Origin of the sequence: Bradyrhizobium campsiandrae (assembly GCF_014529705.1) — a bacterium.
Taxonomy (GTDB): Bacteria; Pseudomonadota; Alphaproteobacteria; order Rhizobiales; family Xanthobacteraceae; genus Bradyrhizobium; species Bradyrhizobium campsiandrae.
In genome coordinates, this window is record NZ_JAANIH010000037.1 from 65501 (window position 1) to 86170 (window position 20670).

Consider the following 20670-nt stretch of genomic DNA (forward strand, 5'->3'; position numbering starts at 1 on the left):
ACAGACATATCGAGGAAAGAGGCGATGGCCGGACTGGTATATAGCGGCAGGGCATTTCGAGACTTGATGAACAGCAATTACTTTCCTTTAGCGAATATGAAGAAGAGCGTCGCCAAGCTCAAGGCATCGGACGACATCGACCTGCCTACGTTGGAATACGGCCAGTACCATCTGATTTTGACCCCGCCCTCGAAGTGGCCGCAGGGGAGCGCGAAGCACTGGCACAAGGAGAAGGGCCGGGCTCGCGTCGACCTCAGCACTCAACCGAACACGGTCCCCCTTTCCAAGGACGAGCCCGGTGTGATTCCGCTGACCCGATGCGACCTGCTCGATGCCTGCGTCCGGAAGTGCTTCAACTCCGAGCCGCCGATCCCGATGAAGACGAAGATCATCACCCACGAGGCAAGCGATGCCCTCGCCCACCGGCACGAGATCCGGCTGGAGTGGGAGTACAAGAAGGGCTCGGACAAGCCGACGCTGCTGCATCTGACGATGGTCTGCCCTCATAGATCCTGACCACCATCCGCCCTCGGCCGCTGGATTCTTCTTAAACAGACTTCTGCCTCGCTGGGGTAAAAGGAGAGACGGCCCGTTGCCGCAGCCCCCTCGCCTAGCCGCGAAAGAGCTACTCGACGGACCGATCCTGCCGACGCTGCTCTCCCTGGCTTGGCCGAATGCGCTCGCGTTCTCCGCCGGGACGCTCGTTGCGGTCGCCGAGACCTCCTACATCGGCCGCCTGGGAATCGAGGCGCTGGCCGCCATGGCGCTGGTGTTTCCCTTAGTCATGTTGACCATCAGCCTGTCCGGCGCGGCGATGGCCGGCGGCGTTGCGTCGGCCATCGCCCGATCGCTCGGTGCCGGCCACCGCGAGCGGGCCGAGAACCTAGTCACGCACGCACTCCTAATCGCGATCTTCTTCGGCCTCGTCTTCATGCTAGGCATGCTGGTCGGCGGCCGGCAACTGCTGGAGCAGTTGGGCGGCCGCGGTGACGTGCTGGCGCAGGCCACCGCCTACAGCCGGATATATTTCGGCGGCGCCGTGCTGATCTGGCTGGTCAATGTTCTGGCAGGTGTCCTACGCGGCACCGGCAACATGAAATTGCCATCGCTGCTGATCGTCAATTCCGCCGTCATCCAAATCATCCTTGGCCGCACGCTGGGTCTTGGACTCGGACCAGTACCGCAGTTCGGAATGCCTGGGGTCGCGATGGGATCGCTGATTGCCGCCACCATCAATATCGGAGCGATGTGCTGGTATCTATTCTCTGGCCGCGGCGGCATTGCGCCGCGGCTGCACGGATTTCGCGTGCAATGGGCTTTGTTTGCCGACATCCTCAAGGTCGGCGCTGTTGCTTGTTTATCCCCGCTGCAAAACGCGTTGACCAACCTCGTCCTCGCCCACCTTCTGGCGGCGTTCGGCACGGCGACCCTTGCCGCCTATGGCATCGGCACGCGACTTGAATACGTGCTAGCGACCATTGCTTTCTCCTTCGGCATCGGCTCAGTACCGATCATCGGCGTCGCGATCGGAGCCGGGCGCATCGCGCGGGCCCGCCTGGTGGCTTGGCTGACGGGGCTCGTGGCCTTCACCGTGATCGGCGCGATCGCTGGCGCCGTTGCGCTTTTGCCGGACCCCTGGATCAGTCTCTTCATCAGGGATACCGGTGCGTATGCTGCCAGCCGACAGTTTCTCCGGACTGTCGCTCCGTTCTACGCCTTCATCGCACTTGCTTCGGCGATGTATTTCTCGTCGCAGGGCGCGGGTAACGTGGTGGGCCCGGTACTGGCGCAAACGGCGCGCCTCGTCTTCATCGGGCTTGGCGGCTGGTATCTGCTCTCTCAGGAGGCGACCGCCGAAAGCTTCTTCGCGCTGACGGCCACCTCGATGATACTGCTGGGCCTTCTCTCATGCGCTGCAGTTGCGGTTACGCGCTGGGGACCGAAGACCGATGCGAAGCGCTAGCTGAACTTGCCGAGCCTCGCTCACTCCCTGGTCCACTTGTCCGATGTGGCGACGAGCAAGGCGCCGGATGATTTATGATTTGTCTGCCCGCGATCCCGTGCTGGACAACTCACTCTCAGGTAGTATCATTCCCGCGGCGTGCCAAACGAGGCTTCGAACCGTGGGTCGTCAGGCCGACGTTCCGGCTGACAAGTTTTGTGGGACTGAGCTAGCGACAGATTGAGGAGAAGACGATGGGGTCGAGACCTTACACCACTGCTGCGTTCAGAAACTTGATGAACAGCAATTATTACCCTCTGGCGAACATGAAAAAGAGCGTGGCTAAGCTCAAGGCATCGCCTCATATCGATTTGCCCACTCTCGAATACGGCCAGTATCAACTGTTACTGACGCCGGCTTCGAAGTGGCCGCAGGGCAGCGCGAAGCACTGGCACAAGGAGAAGGGGCGGGTGCGCGTCGATCTCGAGGCCCAGCCGAACACCACTCCCCTGTCCAAAGACCAGCCCGATGTCGTCCCGCTGACGCGATGCGCGCTGCTCGATGCCAGCGTCCGGAAATGCTTCAACTCGGAACCACCGATTCCGATGAAGACTCACATCACGACACACGAAGAAACCGACCCGGGCGCGGACACGCATGAGATCCGGCTGGAGTGGGAGTACGAGGGAGACAGCAAGACGCCTACACTGCTCTACCTGACGATGGTCTGTCCGTACAAGCCGGCGCGCGATGCCCAAGTCAAGTCGGTCGAAGCCGGCGAAGCGCTGAGCCTGGGCTAGATCGCGGGACACTCCGATCGAGGCGCAGCGAGAGTCTTCAGAGAGATCAAGACGCGCTTCGGAAGCAACATCATCTGATCTAGGCGGGCCGACACTCTGCCGGCTCGCCTTTTTTATTGCGTGCAGTAGCCCGCAGCACGCCCACGCTGCTGCGGTTCGTCTCTAAGCCATCTTCCGTCAGGGGGCCTGTCGTGGGAAGATGGTCCGCTCCGTCTCATCGCGTTGTGAGTCGCCTGGCGGCCGCAAACTCATGACGAGGAGCGGCCGATGCCGGTTGTATTGCTGCAGGTCGAAGACGCCATCGAGGTCAGCCAGTTCTGGCCGGCGGGGCGGTCGGATGCCGACACCACCAAGGTGATCGTGGGAAGCTGCCGGTCTGGAAGAACCTCGCCAAGACCATCCCCGCCTTCGACTTCGATTTGCGCGAGCCCAAGACGAAGGAGACCGACGTGCTCGCAACCGACAAGGGCCCGGTGATCCTGCCAAAACTGTACCGCCGCTTCACCAACTGGTCGGCGCGCGAGAAGGCGAAGATCACCAGCCAGAACTTCCAGAAGTTCTTGAGCGCGGGCTCCGGCGGCAAGCCCGACATTTGCTACGAGATCGACGACTTTCTCAGCAGCGGCGTGCACTCGGCCAGCCCACGGAACTTTGCCGAATTCATCGAGGGCGGCAAGACGATCAAGTTTCCGCCTGATGGGCTGGTGTTCGGGGAGGCGCCGTCGACGCTGGTGGGAGCGGATGGGAAGGTGATTGCGGGGTTTTGGGGAGAGAAGTGAGATCGCTGCACAAGTTAGCCTCCTTCAGCGCTGGCCGTTCTCCACCTGCTTGGCAATGCATTCAATTTGTCGCCGAACCGTCCCGTTAAATGCACCGTAATTCGGAGGTCAACGATGCTGGCTTTCGGAGATGAGCCCTGCAGCCTTCGTGTCCGCTTGATCGGGCCTTTTGATCCAGCGAGGAGGCCGGCCGAGCAGCTTAGAGATGCCTGCTTCGGCTGGCTCTGCCAACCAGCGACATTCAGCTGTAATATTTCGTCGCTTAACTCATTGCGTCAATTTGGCGCATAGGGGGCGGCAATGCTTTTATCAATTCGGAACGTCGATCGAGCAATCTTTTACGTTGGGTCCAGTGTTGCTGCGCTCACCTTGGCGCCGGTCGCACACGCGGACCCGATCATCCAGAGCGGCAGCTTGCTGATCGCAACAACCACCTACCAGGATGTGGGAGACGTCGCCAATCTGCAAGTTGGATCGAAATTACCAGGCAGTTTCAACAAAAATGGCGTCTATAGCTCCGCCAGTGCTGTCTCCAACGGCGACTTAAATACCGTCTGGAATAATGCCAAGGTGGACGGCGCCTTCGGCGTTACGTCGGCAATCACACTGCAAAACCTCAATGCCACCACCGGCGCTGTCCAAAGCACGCTCAACATCGATCCCAGTGTTGTTTCGACGAGTTTCCCCTCCAAATCCGAACTCGGCCTCAACATTACCAACACGTCGAGTGGCCTTGTTGCGACGTTCATGGGATACGCTGGAGGCGGCGTTGGAAAACTGGATGTTTCCAATTCCGATACGACCGCCTTCAAAGACACGACGAATCCAGTGACGGCCCAGTTTGCGCCGGGCACCAACCAGACCTACGCATTCAATCGCTCCGTCGTTGCCGTCGACGCGAAGGGCAACGTTTCTACGACTCAGACGCTCGCTTATGGTGGTAACAATGGCCGTGCAGCCGTTCTGGCGCCCAACGGGCTCTACTACACGGTGGGCAATTCAAACAACGGCACAGGCACTCCTCCTCAACTAACGACTTCGACTGGCCTCGAGGTGGTCACCCCCGGTTCGACCGCCAATTCAACCATGGTCGATCCCGCATACAATTCGATTGCCGGAGACAAGGCAGGCAAGGATTCCAATTTTCGAGGCCTGACCTCATTCAATGGCCAGCTCTATTTTACCAAGGGAAGCGGCAGCAACGGCATCAACACCGTTTACACGGTCGGCAATCCCAATGGCCAACTGCCCACCGCCGCGACTGCATCGCAAGCGCAGATCAGTATTCTGCCTGGATTCTCGACGGCGTCTGCGAAGACCAATCCCGAGTTCACACCCTTCGGCCTTTTCTTCGCTAATCCAAAAACGCTCTATGTGGCCGACGAGGGCACCGGCAATGCGACCGACACCAGCCTGCATGCCGGTCTCGAGAAATGGTCGCTGGTCAACGGTACCTGGACCCTCGACTACACGCTCCGATCAAACCTCATTGGTCAAACCTACTCGGTCAAAGGGTGGAACTATCAGGAGACCACGGTCGGTCTTCGCAACCTGGCTGGGCGCGTCAATGCCGACGGCACGGTGACGCTTTGGGCGGTCACGGCGACCACGTCCGGGTCCGGCGACAACGGTGCCGATCCCAATGAGATCGTGACGATCAACGATCTTCTCGACGCAACCAGCTTGCCGGTTAACGAAACCTTCGGGACTTTCGATGGGCCAAAGGCCGGTCTCCGCTACGGAGGGGTCGCATTTGCGTCGGACGTGCCCGAACCCTCCACATGGGCGATGATGATGCTAGGCTTCTTCGGGCTCGGCTTTGTGGCATATCGGCGCCGAGCTCAGTTTAAGTTCGCGCTGTAGCACCGTGGCAATCGCCACCAGCTGTATCGATCGGGGGCAACCATCACGGGCACTCGGCTTTGCCGGCGTCGTCTTCATGGCCCGCCGGCGAAAGAACGATGCGATGACAGCCTGACCGACCGCCGATCCGGGTTGAGCGCCGCCTTCGGGCGGCTCTGTTTCTCCTAATGGGATTCACGTCCAAAAGCAGTTTCTGATCTTCAGAAATTTCGAAATTGCGACGACAATGCAACTAACCCGAGACGGATGTTTCGCGCATTGTCACTTGAGTTCTATTCTGGGTACCACCCCAAAGGTGCAGGTCCAGGGTACCGTCTCGGCGCCGAACGGCTAAGGCTGCAGAAAATGCCGCTCCGCGCGCGTGACCGAGCCTCCCAGAAGGCAACCCACAGGTCTTTCGTCAGCGAAGCCGAGGCGCACCCGGATCTCGGACAACGCACCCATTGCGCGGCCCTGCATGATGGTGATCCGCTGACTATTGCGCTCGACAAGCTCGTTCTTGAGCAGCCCGAACGCCAGCGCCGCGGCGGCAATACCGGTAGCCGCGTCCTCCGGATAACCCGACGATTTCGGGAACTGCCGCGCTTCGAAACGCCGTTCGCCCTGATGGTCGATGGCGTAAGGATAAAGGCCGGTCGATCCGATCCTGCCGCAGCACGCCTCGATCGGCGACGGATCCGGCACCAGCGCATTGAGCTCGCGGACGGTCTTCATGGGAATGAGCGTCTTCACACGCGAGGTGATGGCGTTCTGAATCGGCAAGTCGAGCAGATCGCGGCGCGATAGCTTGAGCGTCGACAGGACGTCCTCTTCGTCCGCCCGCGAGAGATCGACGACCTTGCCGACAGGCTGGCTGATCTCGACGGACGGGTCACCCGAGCCCGCACGATCGACATAGCCCGTCACCGATCCACTGCGCGTCTCGATGCGGACCTGTTCAGCGGCCAGGCGCCCCTTGGTCGCGAGAACCCAAAGCGCGCCGATGGTCGCGTGCCCGCACATCTCCATCTCATGTCGCGGAACCCAGAAGCGGAAGACGTAGTCGGTGTCGGGTCCTGGTGACGGCAGAACGAAGCCCGACTCATGCCCGAATTGCTGAGCCACCGCCTGCATCTCCTCAGCGCGAAGGTTCGATGCATCGACGACAATTGGACAGGGGTTGCCGCCCCGCCCCATGTGAGTGAATACGTTGACAAGCTCGACCTCGGTCATCGGATAGCTCACTTCATGGAGGGCAGACAGTGAAGGCGCGACAGCGATTACGGTGACTACAGTTAATTGTCGCCGAGGCTGGTCACGCCAGGCACTGTCACAGTAACTCGGGGCCATCGCAACTCACGATGATCTTCGCGCGTTCGCAATCCCAAAACAAAATGGCCCGCCTTGCTGCGGGCCATTTCCCTGTCGGGACCAGTCAGTCCGAATTCAGTGGCGGATAGGATTTGAACCTATGACCTTCAGCTCTTGACCCCGGCGAGCTACTGGGCTGCTCCAGCGACAAGCCTTTACGTCTCCACCCCGCCGTCTCGCTCGGCGATCCACAGCGTAAAGGACGTCTGCGCGTCGCCAACTTCGACAACGCGCGTTCCGTGCATGAGGACGCCGAGACCGTGCTCTTCATCCCACGTGCAGCCAAATTCATACCCGACGTATGGAATGCCGTCCTTCAGCAACTGGAGCGCATGCACATTGTGAAGCCCGATCAATTGGCGAAAGTCCTCGCTCGACGATACGTCGGGCATCAACGCTTCCCGGTCCGCCCCCTCATAACCATAAAGTCGTTGAAGCCTGGGATACTAAGCCAGAAGACCCTCCAGAACGGCGGATGCCAGCTCGGCTTCATGATCGAGCAACCATTGCACGCTGGCACGGTCTTGCTCGGTCGGTGGGGATTCGTCGCGGTCAGGCGCGTAAATTGTCACAACGCCGTCGGACGGACTGTCTGAACTGATCGAGCCATAGGGGCCATTGCGGGTTTGATAGCCAGCCCAGCTGGGGAGTTGCGCTTCTGTCGTCCAGAAAGAGCCGTCCCGCTGAAAATCAAGCATATTTTTCCCCTCCCCCGACGGCCGGCGTTCAGGCTCATACCGCATCCCTGCGACTTCAGGTAGCTGATTTGGCCGACCGCGAACCGGTCGCCATGTCACGACATCTGAAGCCGGTCGGCGGCCGCGATTCGAGATTGTGCAGCTTCTGGAGATGGCAGCTCATCGCCGATCTGAAGCTGGTGTCGCCGGTGTTCCTGCCCGGCCCTGACAGGGCCTGGGCGGCTTTGGCGCGCGGCTTTTCGAGCGGCGATCTCGCCAGCAAGCTGATCGGCACGCTGGAGCACATGGCCTATAGCTGGCTCGCCGCCTCGATCGCCGGCATTGCGCTCGGCGCACTGATCGGATCGTCCAGGACGATGCGCGCCTATGTCGCGCCGTCGCTGGAGTTTCTGCGGCCGCTGCCGGTGTCGGCGATCATCCCGGTCGCGACCGCGATGCTCGGGCTGACGCAAGGCATGGCGCTGTTCGCGCTGATCCTCTCGGGGGTCTGCGAGATCCTGGCCGGGCTCGAGGGCCTTGGTCAATGGGTGCTGCTCTCGGCACGGGCGTTCCGATCCGCCGACCTCTTCGCGGGCGTCATCCTGCTCGGCGCGACCGGCTACCTCACGTCGATTGCGATGTCACTCGTCGAGCAGCGGCTGCTCGCCTGGCAGAGCGCGGCGAGGTAGCGCGGCGATCCCGCACACGGCGCTATTCCGCGCCATTTTGGTGATCGCCTATCGGCACGGGCTTGGCGGGGTGAGCGGTGCGCGGGTGTCGATCATGAAGCAGGCGCGCAAGCGCCTCGCGATCTGCAGCATGGCCTTTCATCGCGATCTCAAACAGCGCCTCCTGGACGTCTCGCGGCATATCACCCCAAACGTCAATGGCGGCCTGGCCAAGTAAGCTGGCAAATCGCTCGTCGGCCATGCCGTTTCTCCTCATACCCCGGTCCCTCAACGATACGAACGGCCCATCGTGCGTCGCGTTCCAAGCCCCGCCGGGAGAGCAGGTACTCGAGCGGCGGTGGCAGGCTTAGGAACCAACCTCAACATCCGCCGGTTGTGAAGCGTCTCCTCTCACGTCAAGGGCAATCCATGTACCACCATGTCAAGAAACTGATGTTCACCGTTCGCGTCGATGAGCCCGATCCCAGGTTCGGCAACATGCTTCTCGAGCAGTTCGGCGGCGCCAATGGCGAGCTCGCCGCCGCCATGCAATATTCGATACAGGGGCTCAACTGCGAAGATCCGGATCGCAAGGATCTTCTCATGGATATCGGCACCGAGGAACTCAGCCATCTCGAAGTGGTCGGCACTCTCGCCCGCATGCATCTGAAGCCGTCGAAATTCGACCGCCAGGCGGCCGAAGCGGATCCCCTGATTGCGATTGCCGGCGGCGGCGGCGTGAACCTGTTCAACTCCCAAGGCAACGCGTGGACCGCGGACTACCTCAAGATCACGGGCGAGCTCGACGTCGACCTGCGCAGCAACATCGCCGCCGAGGCGAGAGCCAAGATCGTCTACGAGCGGCTGATCAATTTCTGCGACGACGCGGGCTCAAAGGACGCGCTTCAATTCCTGATGACGCGCGAGATCACGCATATGAAGGCCTTCGCGCTGGCTCTCGAAAGCATGGCCAAGCCGGCTTTCAGCATCGGCCGGATTGCACCGACGCCTGGTCTCGTCGACCAGTTCTTCAACGATTCGACCGGAACCGGCGACCACGGCGAGATCGACACCCGCGGCCCCTGGAACGAGGGCGGCGAGTGGGTCTTTACGGAGTCCCCGGCCATTCAGGCCGGCGACCCTGGTCCGGCGACGGCGCTTGTCACCGAAAGCTCCCCGCCGGTTGACGAGGCCGGTCTTGGCGACCTTCTGATCGACGAACTCCGCGACATCCTGCATGCCGAAAAGCAGCTGACCAAAGCCCTGCCGAAAATGGCGGAGGCCGCACGTTTCGATCAGCTGCGCGAGCTGTTCGAGCAGCATCTGGCCGAAACCGAGGCCCAGATCGAGCGCATCAACGAGTGCTTCGAGATGCTCGGCAAGACCGCGCGGGCCAAGCCGTGCAAGGGAATGATGGGTCTTGTCGAAGAAGGGCAGGAAATCATCGCCGAGGGCGAGGAGAAGGAAGACGCCGCGGCCGATCTGGCGCTGATCGGAGCAGCCCAGCGGGTCGAGCATTACGAGATCGCCGGCTACACCACCGCCCGCAATCTCGCCCAGCAACTGCGCCACAGCGCCGTCGTCAGCCTGCTCTCGAAATCGCTTGCCGAAGAAGAAAATGCCGATCAGCTGCTCAACCAAGTGGCCCGCTCGCTGATGTCAGTTGCAAAGATGCCGGCAGCCGTCGAACAGACGGAATGAACGCGCCGCTGTCTCCTGGCTGAAGGGTTTGTCCAGGACGAACCCTTCAGCCACATCCGGCGCTGTTTTGCGTTCCGAACAGGAACCTTTACTCAGCTGCGATCGCACACCCCTCAACGCAGCGGGCGAACAGGAAATGGCGCCGCCGGGGTGCCGTTTTCGAGGTGCATCTCAGGTCGCGGTGGCCGCCAGAACAGCAATGGTCGAAGCCAGGTCCCCGCCCGAGCTGGTCACTCGCTATTTCGTGCGCGACGTAGCGCCGCTATCAGCTTGGCCTTTTGTCCAGCCCACCGCTCATCCTCCGCCGCAGCGCGCGCGTTCACTGCGGCACGCTCGGCTTCAATGGCCTCCAGCCTCGCCCCATGCTCGCGTTCGGCGTCTTCGAATGCCGCCTTCGCCTTGGCGATCGCCCTCTCCCGGCGCTCCCTCACCTTGGCCTGGGCGGCTTCGTCGCGCCGGCTTTGCGCCTCCCGCCGGCGCCGTTCTCGCTCGTAGTTCGCAGCGGCTTGTCGCGAGACCTTGCTGCTGACCTGCGGCGCCTGTCGCCTGTGCGGCTTCGATTGCCGCGTCTCCGGCTGCTTGTGCGCACGATCCGCGGCCGCTTGCGAAGGTATGTCTGATTGCTCGGAAAATCGTCCGCGCGAGCCGGCCGCCCGTCTGAGAACGACCCCGGGCTTCGCCATGGTGGCGGCGACGACCTCAGGATCATCGGCTTCCCCGGCCAACCCCTGGTGAAAGAGGTTGCTTCCGGCGCCCCACGCCTCCAGCGCGGCCTTCATCGACGGCGCGGCGATCGCGAGATCGTAGAAGCCAAGGGAGGTCTGATACGTCTTGAGCTTGCGCGCCATCCCCTCTGGATAGCGCCGATCTTCGCCGTCCGCTATCCCGTCTGGCCTCGCCGTGCGACCAGCACGCCAACGACGAACGCTGGCGCCGCACTCAAGAACCTTCGTCCAGGGGGCGCAGGTTCACCCGAAATTCGCCATGCTCGTCGATGTCGATCGTGGCCAACGTGATCGGCAGCTTGAATCGCCTCGGTCCGGCGCTTCCTGGGTTCAGATAGGTGACACCATCGGTGATCCTGAGACTTGCGCGATGCGAATGGCCAGAGATCACGGCGTCGACATCGGCGGGGGCCGGCTTGCTCTTCAGGTCGTTGATATCATGCAAAACATGGAAGGTTCGCCCGGCGAGACGAACGGTCGTCGTCTCGGGATAGCTGCGGGCCCAATCGCCAACATCGACATTGCCTCGGATAGCAGTGACAGGAGCAATCCGGCGTAGCCCTTCCATGACGTGCTCGGCACCGATATCGCCGGCGTGAATGATATGGGCAGTCCCGCGGAGGCATTGTTCCGCTTCGGGCCGCAGCAGACCGTGTGTGTCCGAGATGATGCCGATCTTGAACATTGCCTCACATCGGAATTTGTTTGTTCTCTTTTACGCCGGCGCTTCTTCATCAAGAAAGCCGTCGACGGCGCCAAAGACTTGCCAGCGGTTCCTCTCCATGAATACCGAGTGCGTGCCCTCACCGACCTCGACCCAGCGGCGATATGGTGCGGCCGAGAGCTTGCTGAATACCGTCTGCGCCATTTCCATGGGGCAGTCGCGATCCAGGTCGGCATGGACGATCAGGACCGGCATCGTGAGCAAGGAGGGATCATAAAGCGGTTTGCCGGACGCCCAATAGTCCCGGCTGTCCTGAACCGTCCCGTTCGGCGCCCGCAATTTGTCAGTTCCAAGTCCAGTGTTCGCGAACGTCGCCTCTGCCCACGCATTGAACCAAGCCGGCGGCAATATCGCGTCCTTCTTGCCGTCGGGGACGCCGTTGAGCCAGCGGCTCTTTGTCGTCGAGCGCTCGACGATGCGGTAGGCACCGAGCGGGCCGCCCACATCGGCGGCGCTTGGGGTCGTCCGCAGCCACTGAGGCGCTATCAGGACGAGCTTGCCGACGTGAGCCGCATTCTCCGACGCGTAGCGCGACATCAGCGTCGTGCCCCACGACCACCCGATCAGGTTGATCTTGTCCAGATCGCGTCGCGACCGAATGAATGCAGCCGCGCTGGCGACGTCGCGCACGGCGACCGGCGTCCGCACGATCGGCTGGTGATCCGATGGCGGTGCTTCCATTTCTGGCGGGCGGCTCGATCGACCATAACCGCGAACATCGACGAGATAGACGTCGTTGCCCTGGTGGGCGAGGTGATCCATCCATGACAAGCCATCGAGGCGAAGATCGAATGTGGTCGACGCCGGATACGTCGATCCCGCAACAAACAAGACGGTCCTGTCGGCCGAGAACCTGACCAGATCGGATCGGCGCTTGCGACGGACGAAGAGCGCGATCCCCGCGGTATCGCTGGGGATCATCATTTCTTCGCAAACGATGCTATCAGTGACCGACTTATGCATCTCCCCATTCTCCTCGGTTACACGAACCGCCAGTCGAACCGGTCACCGCTACGAATGACATGTCCGGCGGACGTATTGGCGAAATGAGCCGTGAAGACGGTCGAGCGATCCTCCGCAGCCCTTTCGAGAAGCCAGCGACGTGATGCCCTGGCATGCTCCTTGTGCTCGCAAAACGCACTATTCCAGTCCGGCCGATAGACCTGCAATGGCTGATGCATAATGTCGCCGCTGAAGATCGCCTTGTCGCCGCCGTCGGAGAGCTCGATGGCGACATGACCAGGGCTGTGCCCCGGTGTCGGATGAAACCTGAGGCTGTCGCCGATTGCGGCCTCGCCGCCAACAAGCTCGGCCTGTCCGCTCTGGATAACCGGAAGAACACTGTCCTCGAATACGCCGGCAGTAAAGCCTTCCTTGCCCGCCGGGCCGGACCAATGATCGTACTCGGCCTTGGAGAAGACGTATTTGGCATTCGGGAAGGTCGGCACCCAGCGGCCGTTGAGCAGGCGCGTATTCCAGCCGCAATGATCCGCGTGCAGGTGGGTGCAACAGACGTAGTCGACCGCTTCGGGTGAAACTCCTGCTTCCGCCAGCCGATCGAGAAACGGCAGGTTCAACTGATGAAAGCGCGGCAGTGCGGGGCGTTCCTTGTCGTTGCCGGCGCAGCTATCGATCAGGATCGTATGATGCCGTGTCTTCAGAACCCAGGTGTGGATGCTCGCGACAAAGCGGCCCTGCGCCTCGTCGAAGCAGTCCGGGACCATCAGTTTCCTGTGCTGTTGCAGGACCGACGGATCCCAGTCGGGGAAGAGGAAGTCCGGAGCGAAGCCCGGACCCCGCATTTCGGTAACCCGACGAATGGCAATGTTGCCGATGGCATGGATCTCGGTCATTTGAGTCAGACTTTGTTATGCGAGTTGAAGAGACCAGAGCTAGGCGGTGACGGCTGCGTTTGACTCGATCTTGGCGACCGCCTGTGGCGAATGAAGCCAGAACAGGCCGAGGAAGAATGCGATCGCCGAGACGATGATCACGTAGTACAGGCCAGCGTATATATCGCCGGTGGCGATCTGGAGTGCGGTCGCGATCGCCGGCAAGAGTCCGCCGAAATAGCCATTTCCGACGTGATAGCTGAACGATACCGACGTGTAGCGCACTTGCGGCGGAAACAGATCGGTCATTGCGGATGCGAGCGGACCGAAGATCATGCCGGCGATCGTACTCAACGCCACCAAGACCAGAATGATCATGCCGAAGTTCATCGCGTTGGTATCGGCGCGACTTGGATACCCGGACTGCTCAAGCGCCTGTTTCAAATTGGCCGTGAATGCTGCAACATCGGGCGCCTGCCCTGCCGTCCCGACCGGAATTGCCTTGGGGCCGACAAAGACCGTCGCGATCGCGCCGTTCGCTTCTGACCTGTTCGAATAGGGAGCGCCGAAGCGGATCAAGGCGTTCTTGGCAATGTCGCACCCCGTCGTGAATTTCGTCGTTCCGATCGGATTGAACTGGAAGGAGCACTCCGATGGATCGGCTGCCACGGTGACCGGTACGGCGGTCTGTGCGTTATAGAGAGCCGGGTTGGCATAGAAGGTGAGCGCCTTGTAGAGGGGGACGTAGGTCATCGTGCCGATGACACAGGCTGCCAGCACGAAAATTTTGGTGCCGTAGCGATCGCTCAGCCAGCCAAAAAAGATCATCGCCGGCAGCGTCAGCATCAGTGCCGCACCGACAAGGAGATTCGCGATCTGGGGATCGACCTTGGCGGTGCCCGTGAGGAACACGAGGGAATAGATCTGAGCACCGACCAGAAGCACGCTCTGCGGGACGACCATGGCGAACATTGCGATCAGCACGCGTTTCAGGTTTGGCCACGCCGCGAGCGTATCGTAGATCGGAGATTTGGAGAGCGTCCCCTCCTTTTTCATCTTCAGGAAGAGCGGTGATTCCTGCAGCTTCAGCCGGATCCAGACCGAAATCGCGAGCGGGAAAACCGAGCTGATGAACAGGAGGCGCCAGCCCCAGCCATTGAACGCCTCGGGGCTCATGCTGGACCGCATGAAATACACAGACAGCATCGACAGAGTGAAGCCAATCGGTGCGGACGTCTGCAACCACGACGTCAGCCAGCCACGACGGCCTTGCGGGGCATGCTCTGCGATGTAGGTCGCAGCACCACCATACTCCCCGCCAAGCGCCAAGCCCTGGATCATTCGCAGCAAGATCAGGATCGAAGGCGCCCAGAGGCCGATCGCTGCATAGCTCGGCACCAGACCGACGGCGACCGTCGCGAATCCCATCATCAGGATCGTGGTGAGGAAGGTGTGCTTGCGGCCGATCATGTCGCCGATGCGGCCGAACACCAGGGCGCCGAACGGCCGAACGAGATAGCCGGTAGCAAAGGTCAGGAGCGCGAAAACGTTGGCCCAGACCGGATTGTCGCTCGAGAAGAAATTTGCCGAGATGGCGGAAGCCACCGAGATGTACATGAAGAAGTCGTACCACTCGATGACGGTACCCACCGTCGCGGCGATCATGACTCTGCGCTGCAACGCAATTGTCGGCTCGGCCACAACGAGACCGGCGTTCGGCAGCTTCCGCATCTGTACCCCCGCAACTCTTCGTCCGCTTGCGCGGCTCATGTGATCCGGCTTGCGTTGATGACGTTCCGCGTGGGATATTTCTAATCGATAGATCGGATAGGAGGTATAATCCCCGTGGATATCAGGGCTCATGACCTGCCTCTGCTCGTGTCGCTCAAGGCGATGCTCGACGAAAGGAACGTCACGCGCGCGGCGGCGCGACTCGGCATCAGCCAACCGGCACTTTCGGCTCAACTCGCAAGACTTCGCGATATATTTCGGGATCCGTTGCTGACGCCGGCGTCGTCGGGGAGAGGCATGGTTCTCACCCCGCGCGGCAATGAGCTCAGGGAACCGCTGCGATTGGCGCTGCAGAGCCTCGAGGAGGTTATCGGCACGCCGTCTGCCTTCGACCCGAAGAAATCGGACAGGATCTTCACGATCGGCGCCAACGACAATGCGACCGCCATTGTCGGATCGCGGTTGGTCTCGCTCACGCGGCGCTATGGCCTGTCAGGCATTCGGTTCGCCTTCCGCTCGATTGATTCGACGAGATTGACCGATCAGCTCGAGGCGGGCGATCTCGACGTTGCGCTGGTTTCCAAGGCTGCGGTCCCAAACGGAATGCCTGCGCGGCCGCTGCTCGATGAGCGGTTCATGATGGCCCAGCGCAAGGATCACCCGCGCGGCCAACGGCCACCCACAATCAGGGAGTATGCTCGCCTGGAGCACGTCATCGTGTCCGGGGAAGGCGGCGGCTTTCGCGGCTTCATCGATGATATCCTCGCGCAGAAAAGTCTGACGCGCCGCGTCGCCGTGTCGGTTCAGCACTACAGCGTAGTGCCGCTCTTGCTGCAATCGACAGACTTGGTCTGCACGCTCCCCATGCGGTTTCTCAGCCGCTACCACGACGTGCTGCAAGCTCTGCGGCTGCCCTTCGATACGAGACCATTCACGCTGCACGCCACCTGGCACGCCAGATTCGACAATGATCACGGACATCAGTGGCTTCGGCAGCAACTCGAGGAGTCCGCCACGGGGTGACAGTGCACTCAATAGCGCCTCAACAAATTCATCTGGTTGCGGGTTCAAGGCGTAGAAATACAAAGCCCCTGAAATCTTTACGATTTCAGGGGCTTAATGTTCGTTGGTTGCGGGGATAGGATTTGAACCTATGACCTTCAGGTTATGAGTTTTTTAAAAGCCGTTTTCGCTACTCTAAGACCGCTCCTTCTTGTCTACGCCACGCTACGACAACTCATTGAGCTACCTTGCTTTATTCTCGGTGTTGCCTCTACCTTATTTACGAGGCGCTACGCCGCGACTTTCGTCGCGCCGCTTCCACGACGCTTCCACGAAACATCATCAGGCCAAAACCTGAAGGTCGGAACATTACGCGAACGGGTGTGGTATGGCGAAAATCAAAATCACGAAGAGGTCAGTCGAAACCCTCAAGGTGACGTCAAAGGACTACATCGCGTTCGACACGGAGCTTCCCGGTTTCGGGGTGCGCGTCATGCCGAGCGGGAAGCGGTTCTTCCTGGTGCAATACCGACGGCATGGTCGGACGCGCCGAGTGATGATCGGACAATTCGGGGTTGTGACGGCTGAGTTGGCACGCCGGGAGGCGACGATCAAGCTTGGCAGCGTGCGAGGCGCCAACGGCGATCCCGCGGCGTTGCGCGACGCTGAACGGCAATCGCTCACCATGAAGCAACTTGGAGAGCGCTTTCTTACGCAATATGTCCCCGCTCGCTGCAAGCCATCGACGGAGGCAGAATATCGGCGCGCGGTCGAGCTATTTCTCGATCCCTTTTTCGCCAAGCAGCACGTTCGCTCTGTAACAACAGCCGATGTTGCGGAATTGCACGGATCGCTGTCTCATATCCCTTACCAAGCGAATCGCACTTTGGGCGTCTTGTCGAAAATGATGAACCTCGCCGAGACTTGGGGAATACGGGACAAGCACACAAATCCCTGCGAGGATGTCGAGCGCTATCCAGAACGTAAGCGCGAGAGGTTCCTGTCTCCCAAGGAACTGAAACGTCTTGGACACGCGTTAGCGGCCGCGGAAGCGGAGCAAACGGAAACTAAATATGCTGTTGCCGCTTTTCGCATCCTGCTCCTGACGGGGTGCCGTCTATCTGAGATTCAGAAGCTGGAATGGCGCTATGTGGACCTAGAGCAGAAAGAACTGCGACTACCCGATAGCAAAACCGGCGCAAAAACCGTTCATCTCGGTGACGCGGCAGTTGCTTTGCTAAAGGCGTTGCCTCACCTAACCGGTAACCCCTACGTCATCGTAGGAAAGAAGAAGAAGACTCATTTAACTGACCTTCAACATCCGTGGCGTCGCATCCGGAAAGCTGCCAAACTGAATGACGTACGCATTCACGATCTCCGTCATACATTCGCGTCCGGTGGGCTGCTCGTTGGCGAAGGGTTGGCGATGATCGGTAAACTGCTTGGACACACGCAGGTACAAACCACGGCGCGGTACGCACATCTTGCGTCCGACCCGGTCAAGCAAGCAGCGACGAAGATTTCAGATCGCTTGGCGGCGGCACTGTTCGATACTATCGACAATCCAAGCAACAATGAACCACAGCAGTCGCATGCGTTGGTTAGTGACGTGGAAGACAGGTCAGAAGCAGCTTGATCCGCAGGAAACTTTGTGCCTGGAAGACGCGGAATTCATCGCGATCTTGCCTTAGACCCCTTTGCCGGCGCAAGAAAGACGCCATTAACACGGCCGCCTACTGCGTCCAGTCAGAGAACACTGGTTTGGCGATGTCGCAACAGAAGTCTAACGACCTGATTTCATTGGGTCGCTGGAAGACGATGGGATGAACGAGGGATGGATTTATTTGTGCCCTTCCATAGCAAGGCGCAGCGACTTCGGGATGCGCTGCGCCTTTCCGCCTGCGATAAACGCCACACGTACGCGCGCCGTGACTAGCATTACAGTTGCGTTTTATGATCGGTTCTGAATCCATGGGCAACCATGATTCGGAGATCGTGGACGCGGACGGCGTCGATTGAAGAGACGCTTGCGCTGTGGGCGGCGTCGCTTGGAGAGATGAAGAAGTGGATACGTCCGCTGTTCTGCCAAGAGCGTATTGCCAGGAATGCAGGCCTGTTCCTGGAAGGTCTGCTCGGCGATGAGCAACGCAAGACCGGCTGGATGCGCGCGGAGGCAGCTGGCGATCCCGGCCCATGGCGTCAGCAGGCGATCCTGGGCCGCAGGGATTGGGATGCTGACGCCCTGCGCGATATCGTCCGCGACTACGTCATCGAGCATTTGGCGGATGACGATTGAGGAGAAACAGGGGAGCGGGTCAGCAGCACGCGAAAGGTAGGCAATTTCGCCGGCATCCAGCCCGCTGCCATCACATTCGTGATGAATGCACCCGAACCAGGCGAAGCCCCTTGATCCATCCTGGCTCTGCCGTAACTCTCCAAAACCAAACGCGCTAAACGGGCAACGACCTTAGACGTGGAGGTGACATGACGCCAAGATCCTTCAAGGTGACCCTCGCCGCAGCACTATTCGCCGCAGTCAGCGTCAACACATCCGCCCTCGCGCAGAAGCAATACGATCCCGGCGCCAGCGACACCGAGATCAAGATCGGCAACATCATGCCATACAGCGGTCCGGCGTCTTCCTACTCTCTGATTGGCAAGACCCAGGCAGCCTATTTCCGCAAGATCAACGACGGGGGCGGAATCAACGGCCGCAAGATCAATTTCATCAGCTACGACGACGGTTTCAGTCCGCCAAAGGCCGTCGAACAGGCCCGCAGGCTCGTTGAAGGCGACGAAGTGCTGTTGATTTTTCAGTCGCTCGGTACCCAGTCCAATTCGGCCATCCAGAAATACATGAATGCGAAGAAGGTGCCGCAGCTTTTCGTCGCGAGCGGCGCAACGAAATGGGGTGATCCGAAAAATTTCCCCTGGACCATGGGCTGGCAGCCCAACTACCAGAGCGAAGGCCGTGTCTACGCCAAATACATCCTGCAGCATTATCCAAACGCCAAGATCGCCGCCCTGTGGCAGAACGACGATGCCGGCAAGGACCAAATGAAAGGGCTGCGCGATGGCCTCGGCGAAAGAGCCGACATGATCATCGCCGATGCGTCTTACGAGGTAGCCGAACCGACGCTGGATTCGCAGATCGCCCGGCTCAGAAATTCGGGGGCCGACCTGTTCGTGTCCTGGACGACGCCTAAGGCAGCGGCGCAGGCGATCCGCAAGATCGCGGAACTTGGCTGGAAGCCGGTCTATTTCATCGGCAATACCTCAAGCTCGGTGGCAAGCGTGCTCAGGCCGGCCGGCTTCGAAAATGCGAAGGGTGTCCTTTCGAGTGCTTACCTCAAGGACCCCGCCGACCCCGCTTGGAAAGACGACGCGGGCGTGAAGGAATGGAGCACCTTTATGGACAAGTACCTTCCCGACGGTGACAAGACCGATACCAACACCGTCTACGGCTATGCCGTCGCTCAGACACTGGTGCAGGTCTTGAAGCAATGCGGTGACGACCTGACCCGGGCCAATGTCATGAGACAAGCGGCCAGCCTGAAGGATTTCCGGATCGGGATGCTGTTACCGGGCATTTCCATCACGACCGGACCCAACGACTTCTTCCCGATCGAACAGCTGCAGCTCATGCAGTTCGACGGCCAGGCCTACAAGCTCATGGATGGCGTCATGACCGGAGAAATCGGCGGCAAACAAGACTAGTCGGTCGGTACGTATCGATCATTGAAGGGAATGAGGAATGATCGATGGACGCCTGACAGGTCGAACGGCGCTCATCACCGGGTCGGGCCAGAACATTGGCCGCGCGATTGCCTGTTTGAGTGCACCCAGTAATACGGTGGCCGGGTGATGGCACGCCTTGCGATCAAGCATCCCGGAGAATCGGAGGACATCGCAGAGACCTGCCTCTACCTCGCGGGAAATAGCGGCAACTACGTCACCAGCCAGGTTATCCATATTAACGGCGGAGAATTTATGTTCTAACAGTCTGCTGAAAAAGGCCTCGTCAGGGCCTGCGGTTGATGATTCAATTGTGCATCATGAATCGTGGGGGCTCGGCATGCGGGGCGCTTTTGCGGATCAGGGCGGGCTATTTTCGTACATCTCGCCAGAGGCGCGAGTGCCTGCGGACCATCCGCTGAGGAAGATCCGGGAACTTGTCCGCGATGTATTGAGCGGGATGAACCGTGACTTGGGGAAGCTTTACGCGAGCGAAGGGCGTCCTTCGACGCCACCAGAGCAATTGCTGAGTGCGTTGCTGCTGCAGGTGTTCTACGGCATCCGCTCGGAACGCCAGTTGATGGAGCAACTGGATTACAATCTTTTGTACCGCTGGTTTGTGGGACTGTCGCCGGACGATCCGGTCTGGAATCCGACCACTTTCACCAAGAACCGGGAGCGGCTGCAGAGCGGCGATGTGTTCACGAAGTTCATGACCAGGCTTCTGAACCATCCGCAGGTCAAGCCGCTGCTGTCGGACGAGCACTTCTCGGTGGATGGAACGCTGATCGAAGCCTGGGCTTCACAGAAGAGCTTTCGCCCCAAGGACGGCAGCGGTGACGATGATGACGGCGCCAACTTCCACGGCCAGAAGCGCAGGAACGACACCCATGCGAGCACCAGCGACCCGGACAGCAGGCTTTACCGCAAGGCGGCCGGACGGGAGGCCAGGCTTTGCTATATGGGCCACGCCACCATGGAGAACCGGCATGGACTGGCGGTGGCCGGCAAGGTCACGCATGCCAATGGCACCGCCGAACGCCGGGCTTCGGAGACCATGCTGAAGGCAAGGCGCAAAGCCGCGGGCCGCCGCATCACGGCCGGTGAGGACAAGGCGTACGATACCGCCGACCATGTCGCC

At 60.4% G+C, this 20670-nt stretch carries 18 protein-coding genes and 3 pseudogenes; 12 read left to right on the top strand and 9 right to left on the bottom strand.

Features of this window, described 5'->3' with window-relative positions; all coding sequences use genetic code 11:
• The first annotated feature begins 24 nt into the window (after positions 1–24).
• The 5 genes and pseudogenes from G8O24_RS25465 to G8O24_RS46380 all read left to right on the top strand — a co-directional run.
• Entirely contained in the window at positions 25–516 is a 492-nt protein-coding gene (locus tag G8O24_RS25465; RefSeq protein ID WP_188104167.1) for a hypothetical protein, read from the top strand.
• Between the two features lie 43 nt (positions 517–559).
• Positions 560–1963, top strand: coding sequence for an MATE family efflux transporter (locus G8O24_RS25470; RefSeq protein WP_188104199.1), 1404 nt, complete (start codon positions 560–562; stop codon positions 1961–1963).
• A gap of 233 nt (positions 1964–2196) precedes the next feature.
• Positions 2197–2742 carry a hypothetical protein gene (locus G8O24_RS25475; protein ID WP_188104169.1) on the top strand — a complete coding sequence of 182 codons (546 nt, stop codon included), beginning with the start codon at positions 2197–2199 and terminating at the stop codon, positions 2740–2742.
• A 449-nt stretch (positions 2743–3191) separates the two neighbouring features.
• Positions 3192–3521 carry a hypothetical protein gene (locus G8O24_RS25480; RefSeq protein ID WP_244645988.1) on the top strand — a complete coding sequence of 110 codons (330 nt, stop codon included), beginning with the start codon at positions 3192–3194 and terminating at the stop codon, positions 3519–3521.
• A gap of 1764 nt (positions 3522–5285) precedes the next feature.
• A pseudogene (locus G8O24_RS46380) lies at positions 5286–5384 on the top strand (PEP-CTERM sorting domain-containing protein); the annotation flags it as partial.
• A 330-nt stretch (positions 5385–5714) separates the two neighbouring features.
• Here G8O24_RS46380 and G8O24_RS25490 read toward each other — a convergent pair.
• The 3 genes and pseudogenes from G8O24_RS25490 to G8O24_RS25500 all read right to left on the bottom strand — a co-directional run bounded on the left by G8O24_RS25490 (position 5715) and on the right by G8O24_RS25500 (position 7432).
• Positions 5715–6596: a PhzF family phenazine biosynthesis protein gene (locus G8O24_RS25490; RefSeq protein WP_188104201.1), complete on the bottom strand. Its 882-nt coding sequence runs from the start codon at positions 6594–6596 to the stop codon at positions 5715–5717.
• A 293-nt stretch (positions 6597–6889) separates the two neighbouring features.
• Positions 6890–7150, bottom strand: a pseudogene (locus tag G8O24_RS25495) (DUF6985 domain-containing protein); the annotation flags it as partial.
• A gap of 30 nt (positions 7151–7180) precedes the next feature.
• Complete coding sequence (locus G8O24_RS25500) at positions 7181–7432, bottom strand: hypothetical protein (RefSeq protein ID WP_188104175.1); 252 nt, start codon at positions 7430–7432, stop codon at positions 7181–7183.
• Positions 7433–7524: 92 nt separating this feature from the next.
• Here G8O24_RS25500 and G8O24_RS25505 point away from each other — a divergent pair, with 92 nt between their 5' ends.
• Positions 7525–8100 carry an ABC transporter permease gene (locus G8O24_RS25505; RefSeq protein ID WP_244645989.1) on the top strand — a complete coding sequence of 192 codons (576 nt, stop codon included), beginning with the start codon at positions 7525–7527 and terminating at the stop codon, positions 8098–8100.
• A gap of 22 nt (positions 8101–8122) precedes the next feature.
• Here the strand turns inward: G8O24_RS25505 and G8O24_RS25510 are convergent, their stop codons facing one another.
• Complete coding sequence (locus G8O24_RS25510) at positions 8123–8341, bottom strand: hypothetical protein (protein ID WP_188104177.1); 219 nt, start codon at positions 8339–8341, stop codon at positions 8123–8125.
• 167 nt (positions 8342–8508) lie between these two features.
• On the opposite strand from G8O24_RS25510, the gene G8O24_RS25515 reads away from it, so the two are divergent.
• Positions 8509–9780: a DUF892 family protein gene (locus G8O24_RS25515; protein ID WP_188104179.1), complete on the top strand. Its 1272-nt coding sequence runs from the start codon at positions 8509–8511 to the stop codon at positions 9778–9780.
• Positions 9781–10010: 230 nt separating this feature from the next.
• Here the strand turns inward: G8O24_RS25515 and G8O24_RS25520 are convergent, their stop codons facing one another.
• The 5 genes from G8O24_RS25520 to G8O24_RS25540 form a co-directional block, all read right to left on the bottom strand.
• Entirely contained in the window at positions 10011–10628 is a 618-nt protein-coding gene (locus tag G8O24_RS25520; protein ID WP_188104181.1) for a cell envelope biogenesis protein TolA, read from the bottom strand.
• A gap of 91 nt (positions 10629–10719) precedes the next feature.
• The gene (locus G8O24_RS25525) at positions 10720–11190 is read right to left on the bottom strand and encodes a metallophosphoesterase family protein (protein WP_188104183.1); all 471 of its coding nucleotides are present in this window, start codon (positions 11188–11190) and stop codon (positions 10720–10722) included.
• 30 nt (positions 11191–11220) lie between these two features.
• Positions 11221–12192: an alpha/beta hydrolase gene (locus G8O24_RS25530; protein ID WP_188104185.1), complete on the bottom strand. Its 972-nt coding sequence runs from the start codon at positions 12190–12192 to the stop codon at positions 11221–11223.
• A gap of 17 nt (positions 12193–12209) precedes the next feature.
• Positions 12210–13082 carry an MBL fold metallo-hydrolase gene (locus G8O24_RS25535; protein ID WP_188104187.1) on the bottom strand — a complete coding sequence of 291 codons (873 nt, stop codon included), beginning with the start codon at positions 13080–13082 and terminating at the stop codon, positions 12210–12212.
• Positions 13083–13121: 39 nt separating this feature from the next.
• Entirely contained in the window at positions 13122–14792 is a 1671-nt protein-coding gene (locus G8O24_RS25540) for an MFS transporter (RefSeq protein ID WP_188104188.1), read from the bottom strand.
• 147 nt (positions 14793–14939) lie between these two features.
• Here G8O24_RS25540 and G8O24_RS25545 point away from each other — a divergent pair, with 147 nt between their 5' ends.
• The 5 genes and pseudogenes from G8O24_RS25545 to G8O24_RS25570 all read left to right on the top strand — a co-directional run.
• Positions 14940–15815, top strand: coding sequence for a LysR family transcriptional regulator (locus G8O24_RS25545; protein WP_311972337.1), 876 nt, complete (start codon positions 14940–14942; stop codon positions 15813–15815).
• A 367-nt stretch (positions 15816–16182) separates the two neighbouring features.
• On the top strand, positions 16183–17430 hold the full coding sequence (locus G8O24_RS25550) for a tyrosine-type recombinase/integrase (protein ID WP_188104192.1): 1248 nt from the start codon (positions 16183–16185) through the stop codon (positions 17428–17430).
• A 345-nt stretch (positions 17431–17775) separates the two neighbouring features.
• A pseudogene (locus G8O24_RS25555) lies at positions 17776–18087 on the top strand (IS701 family transposase); the annotation flags it as partial.
• A 191-nt stretch (positions 18088–18278) separates the two neighbouring features.
• Positions 18279–19511 carry an ABC transporter substrate-binding protein gene (locus G8O24_RS25560; RefSeq protein WP_188104193.1) on the top strand — a complete coding sequence of 411 codons (1233 nt, stop codon included), beginning with the start codon at positions 18279–18281 and terminating at the stop codon, positions 19509–19511.
• Between the two features lie 358 nt (positions 19512–19869).
• On the top strand, positions 19870–20670 hold an 801-nt coding region (locus G8O24_RS25570; RefSeq protein ID WP_188104196.1), incomplete at its 3' end, for an IS5 family transposase.

Excerpts from the sequence above, each read along its gene's own strand:
- G8O24_RS25465 (WP_188104167.1), top strand. The coding sequence starts at position 25 with ATGGCCGGACTGGTATATAGCGGCAGGGCATTTCGAGACTTGATGAAC.
- G8O24_RS25475 (WP_188104169.1), top strand. The coding sequence starts at position 2,197 with ATGGGGTCGAGACCTTACACCACTGCTGCGTTCAGAAACTTGATGAAC.
- G8O24_RS25490 (WP_188104201.1), bottom strand. The coding sequence starts at position 6,596 with ATGACCGAGGTCGAGCTTGTCAACGTATTCACTCACATGGGGCGGGGC.
- G8O24_RS25500 (WP_188104175.1), bottom strand. The coding sequence starts at position 7,432 with ATGCTTGATTTTCAGCGGGACGGCTCTTTCTGGACGACAGAAGCGCAA.
- G8O24_RS25505 (WP_244645989.1), top strand. The coding sequence starts at position 7,525 with ATGTCACGACATCTGAAGCCGGTCGGCGGCCGCGATTCGAGATTGTGC.
- G8O24_RS25510 (WP_188104177.1), bottom strand. The coding sequence starts at position 8,341 with ATGGCCGACGAGCGATTTGCCAGCTTACTTGGCCAGGCCGCCATTGAC.
- G8O24_RS25515 (WP_188104179.1), top strand. The coding sequence starts at position 8,509 with ATGTACCACCATGTCAAGAAACTGATGTTCACCGTTCGCGTCGATGAG.
- G8O24_RS25520 (WP_188104181.1), bottom strand. The coding sequence starts at position 10,628 with ATGGCGCGCAAGCTCAAGACGTATCAGACCTCCCTTGGCTTCTACGAT.
- G8O24_RS25525 (WP_188104183.1), bottom strand. The coding sequence starts at position 11,190 with ATGTTCAAGATCGGCATCATCTCGGACACACACGGTCTGCTGCGGCCC.
- G8O24_RS25530 (WP_188104185.1), bottom strand. The coding sequence starts at position 12,192 with ATGCATAAGTCGGTCACTGATAGCATCGTTTGCGAAGAAATGATGATC.
- G8O24_RS25535 (WP_188104187.1), bottom strand. The coding sequence starts at position 13,082 with ATGACCGAGATCCATGCCATCGGCAACATTGCCATTCGTCGGGTTACC.
- G8O24_RS25540 (WP_188104188.1), bottom strand. The coding sequence starts at position 14,792 with ATGCGGAAGCTGCCGAACGCCGGTCTCGTTGTGGCCGAGCCGACAATT.
- G8O24_RS25550 (WP_188104192.1), top strand. The coding sequence starts at position 16,183 with ATGGCGAAAATCAAAATCACGAAGAGGTCAGTCGAAACCCTCAAGGTG.
- G8O24_RS25560 (WP_188104193.1), top strand. The coding sequence starts at position 18,279 with ATGACGCCAAGATCCTTCAAGGTGACCCTCGCCGCAGCACTATTCGCC.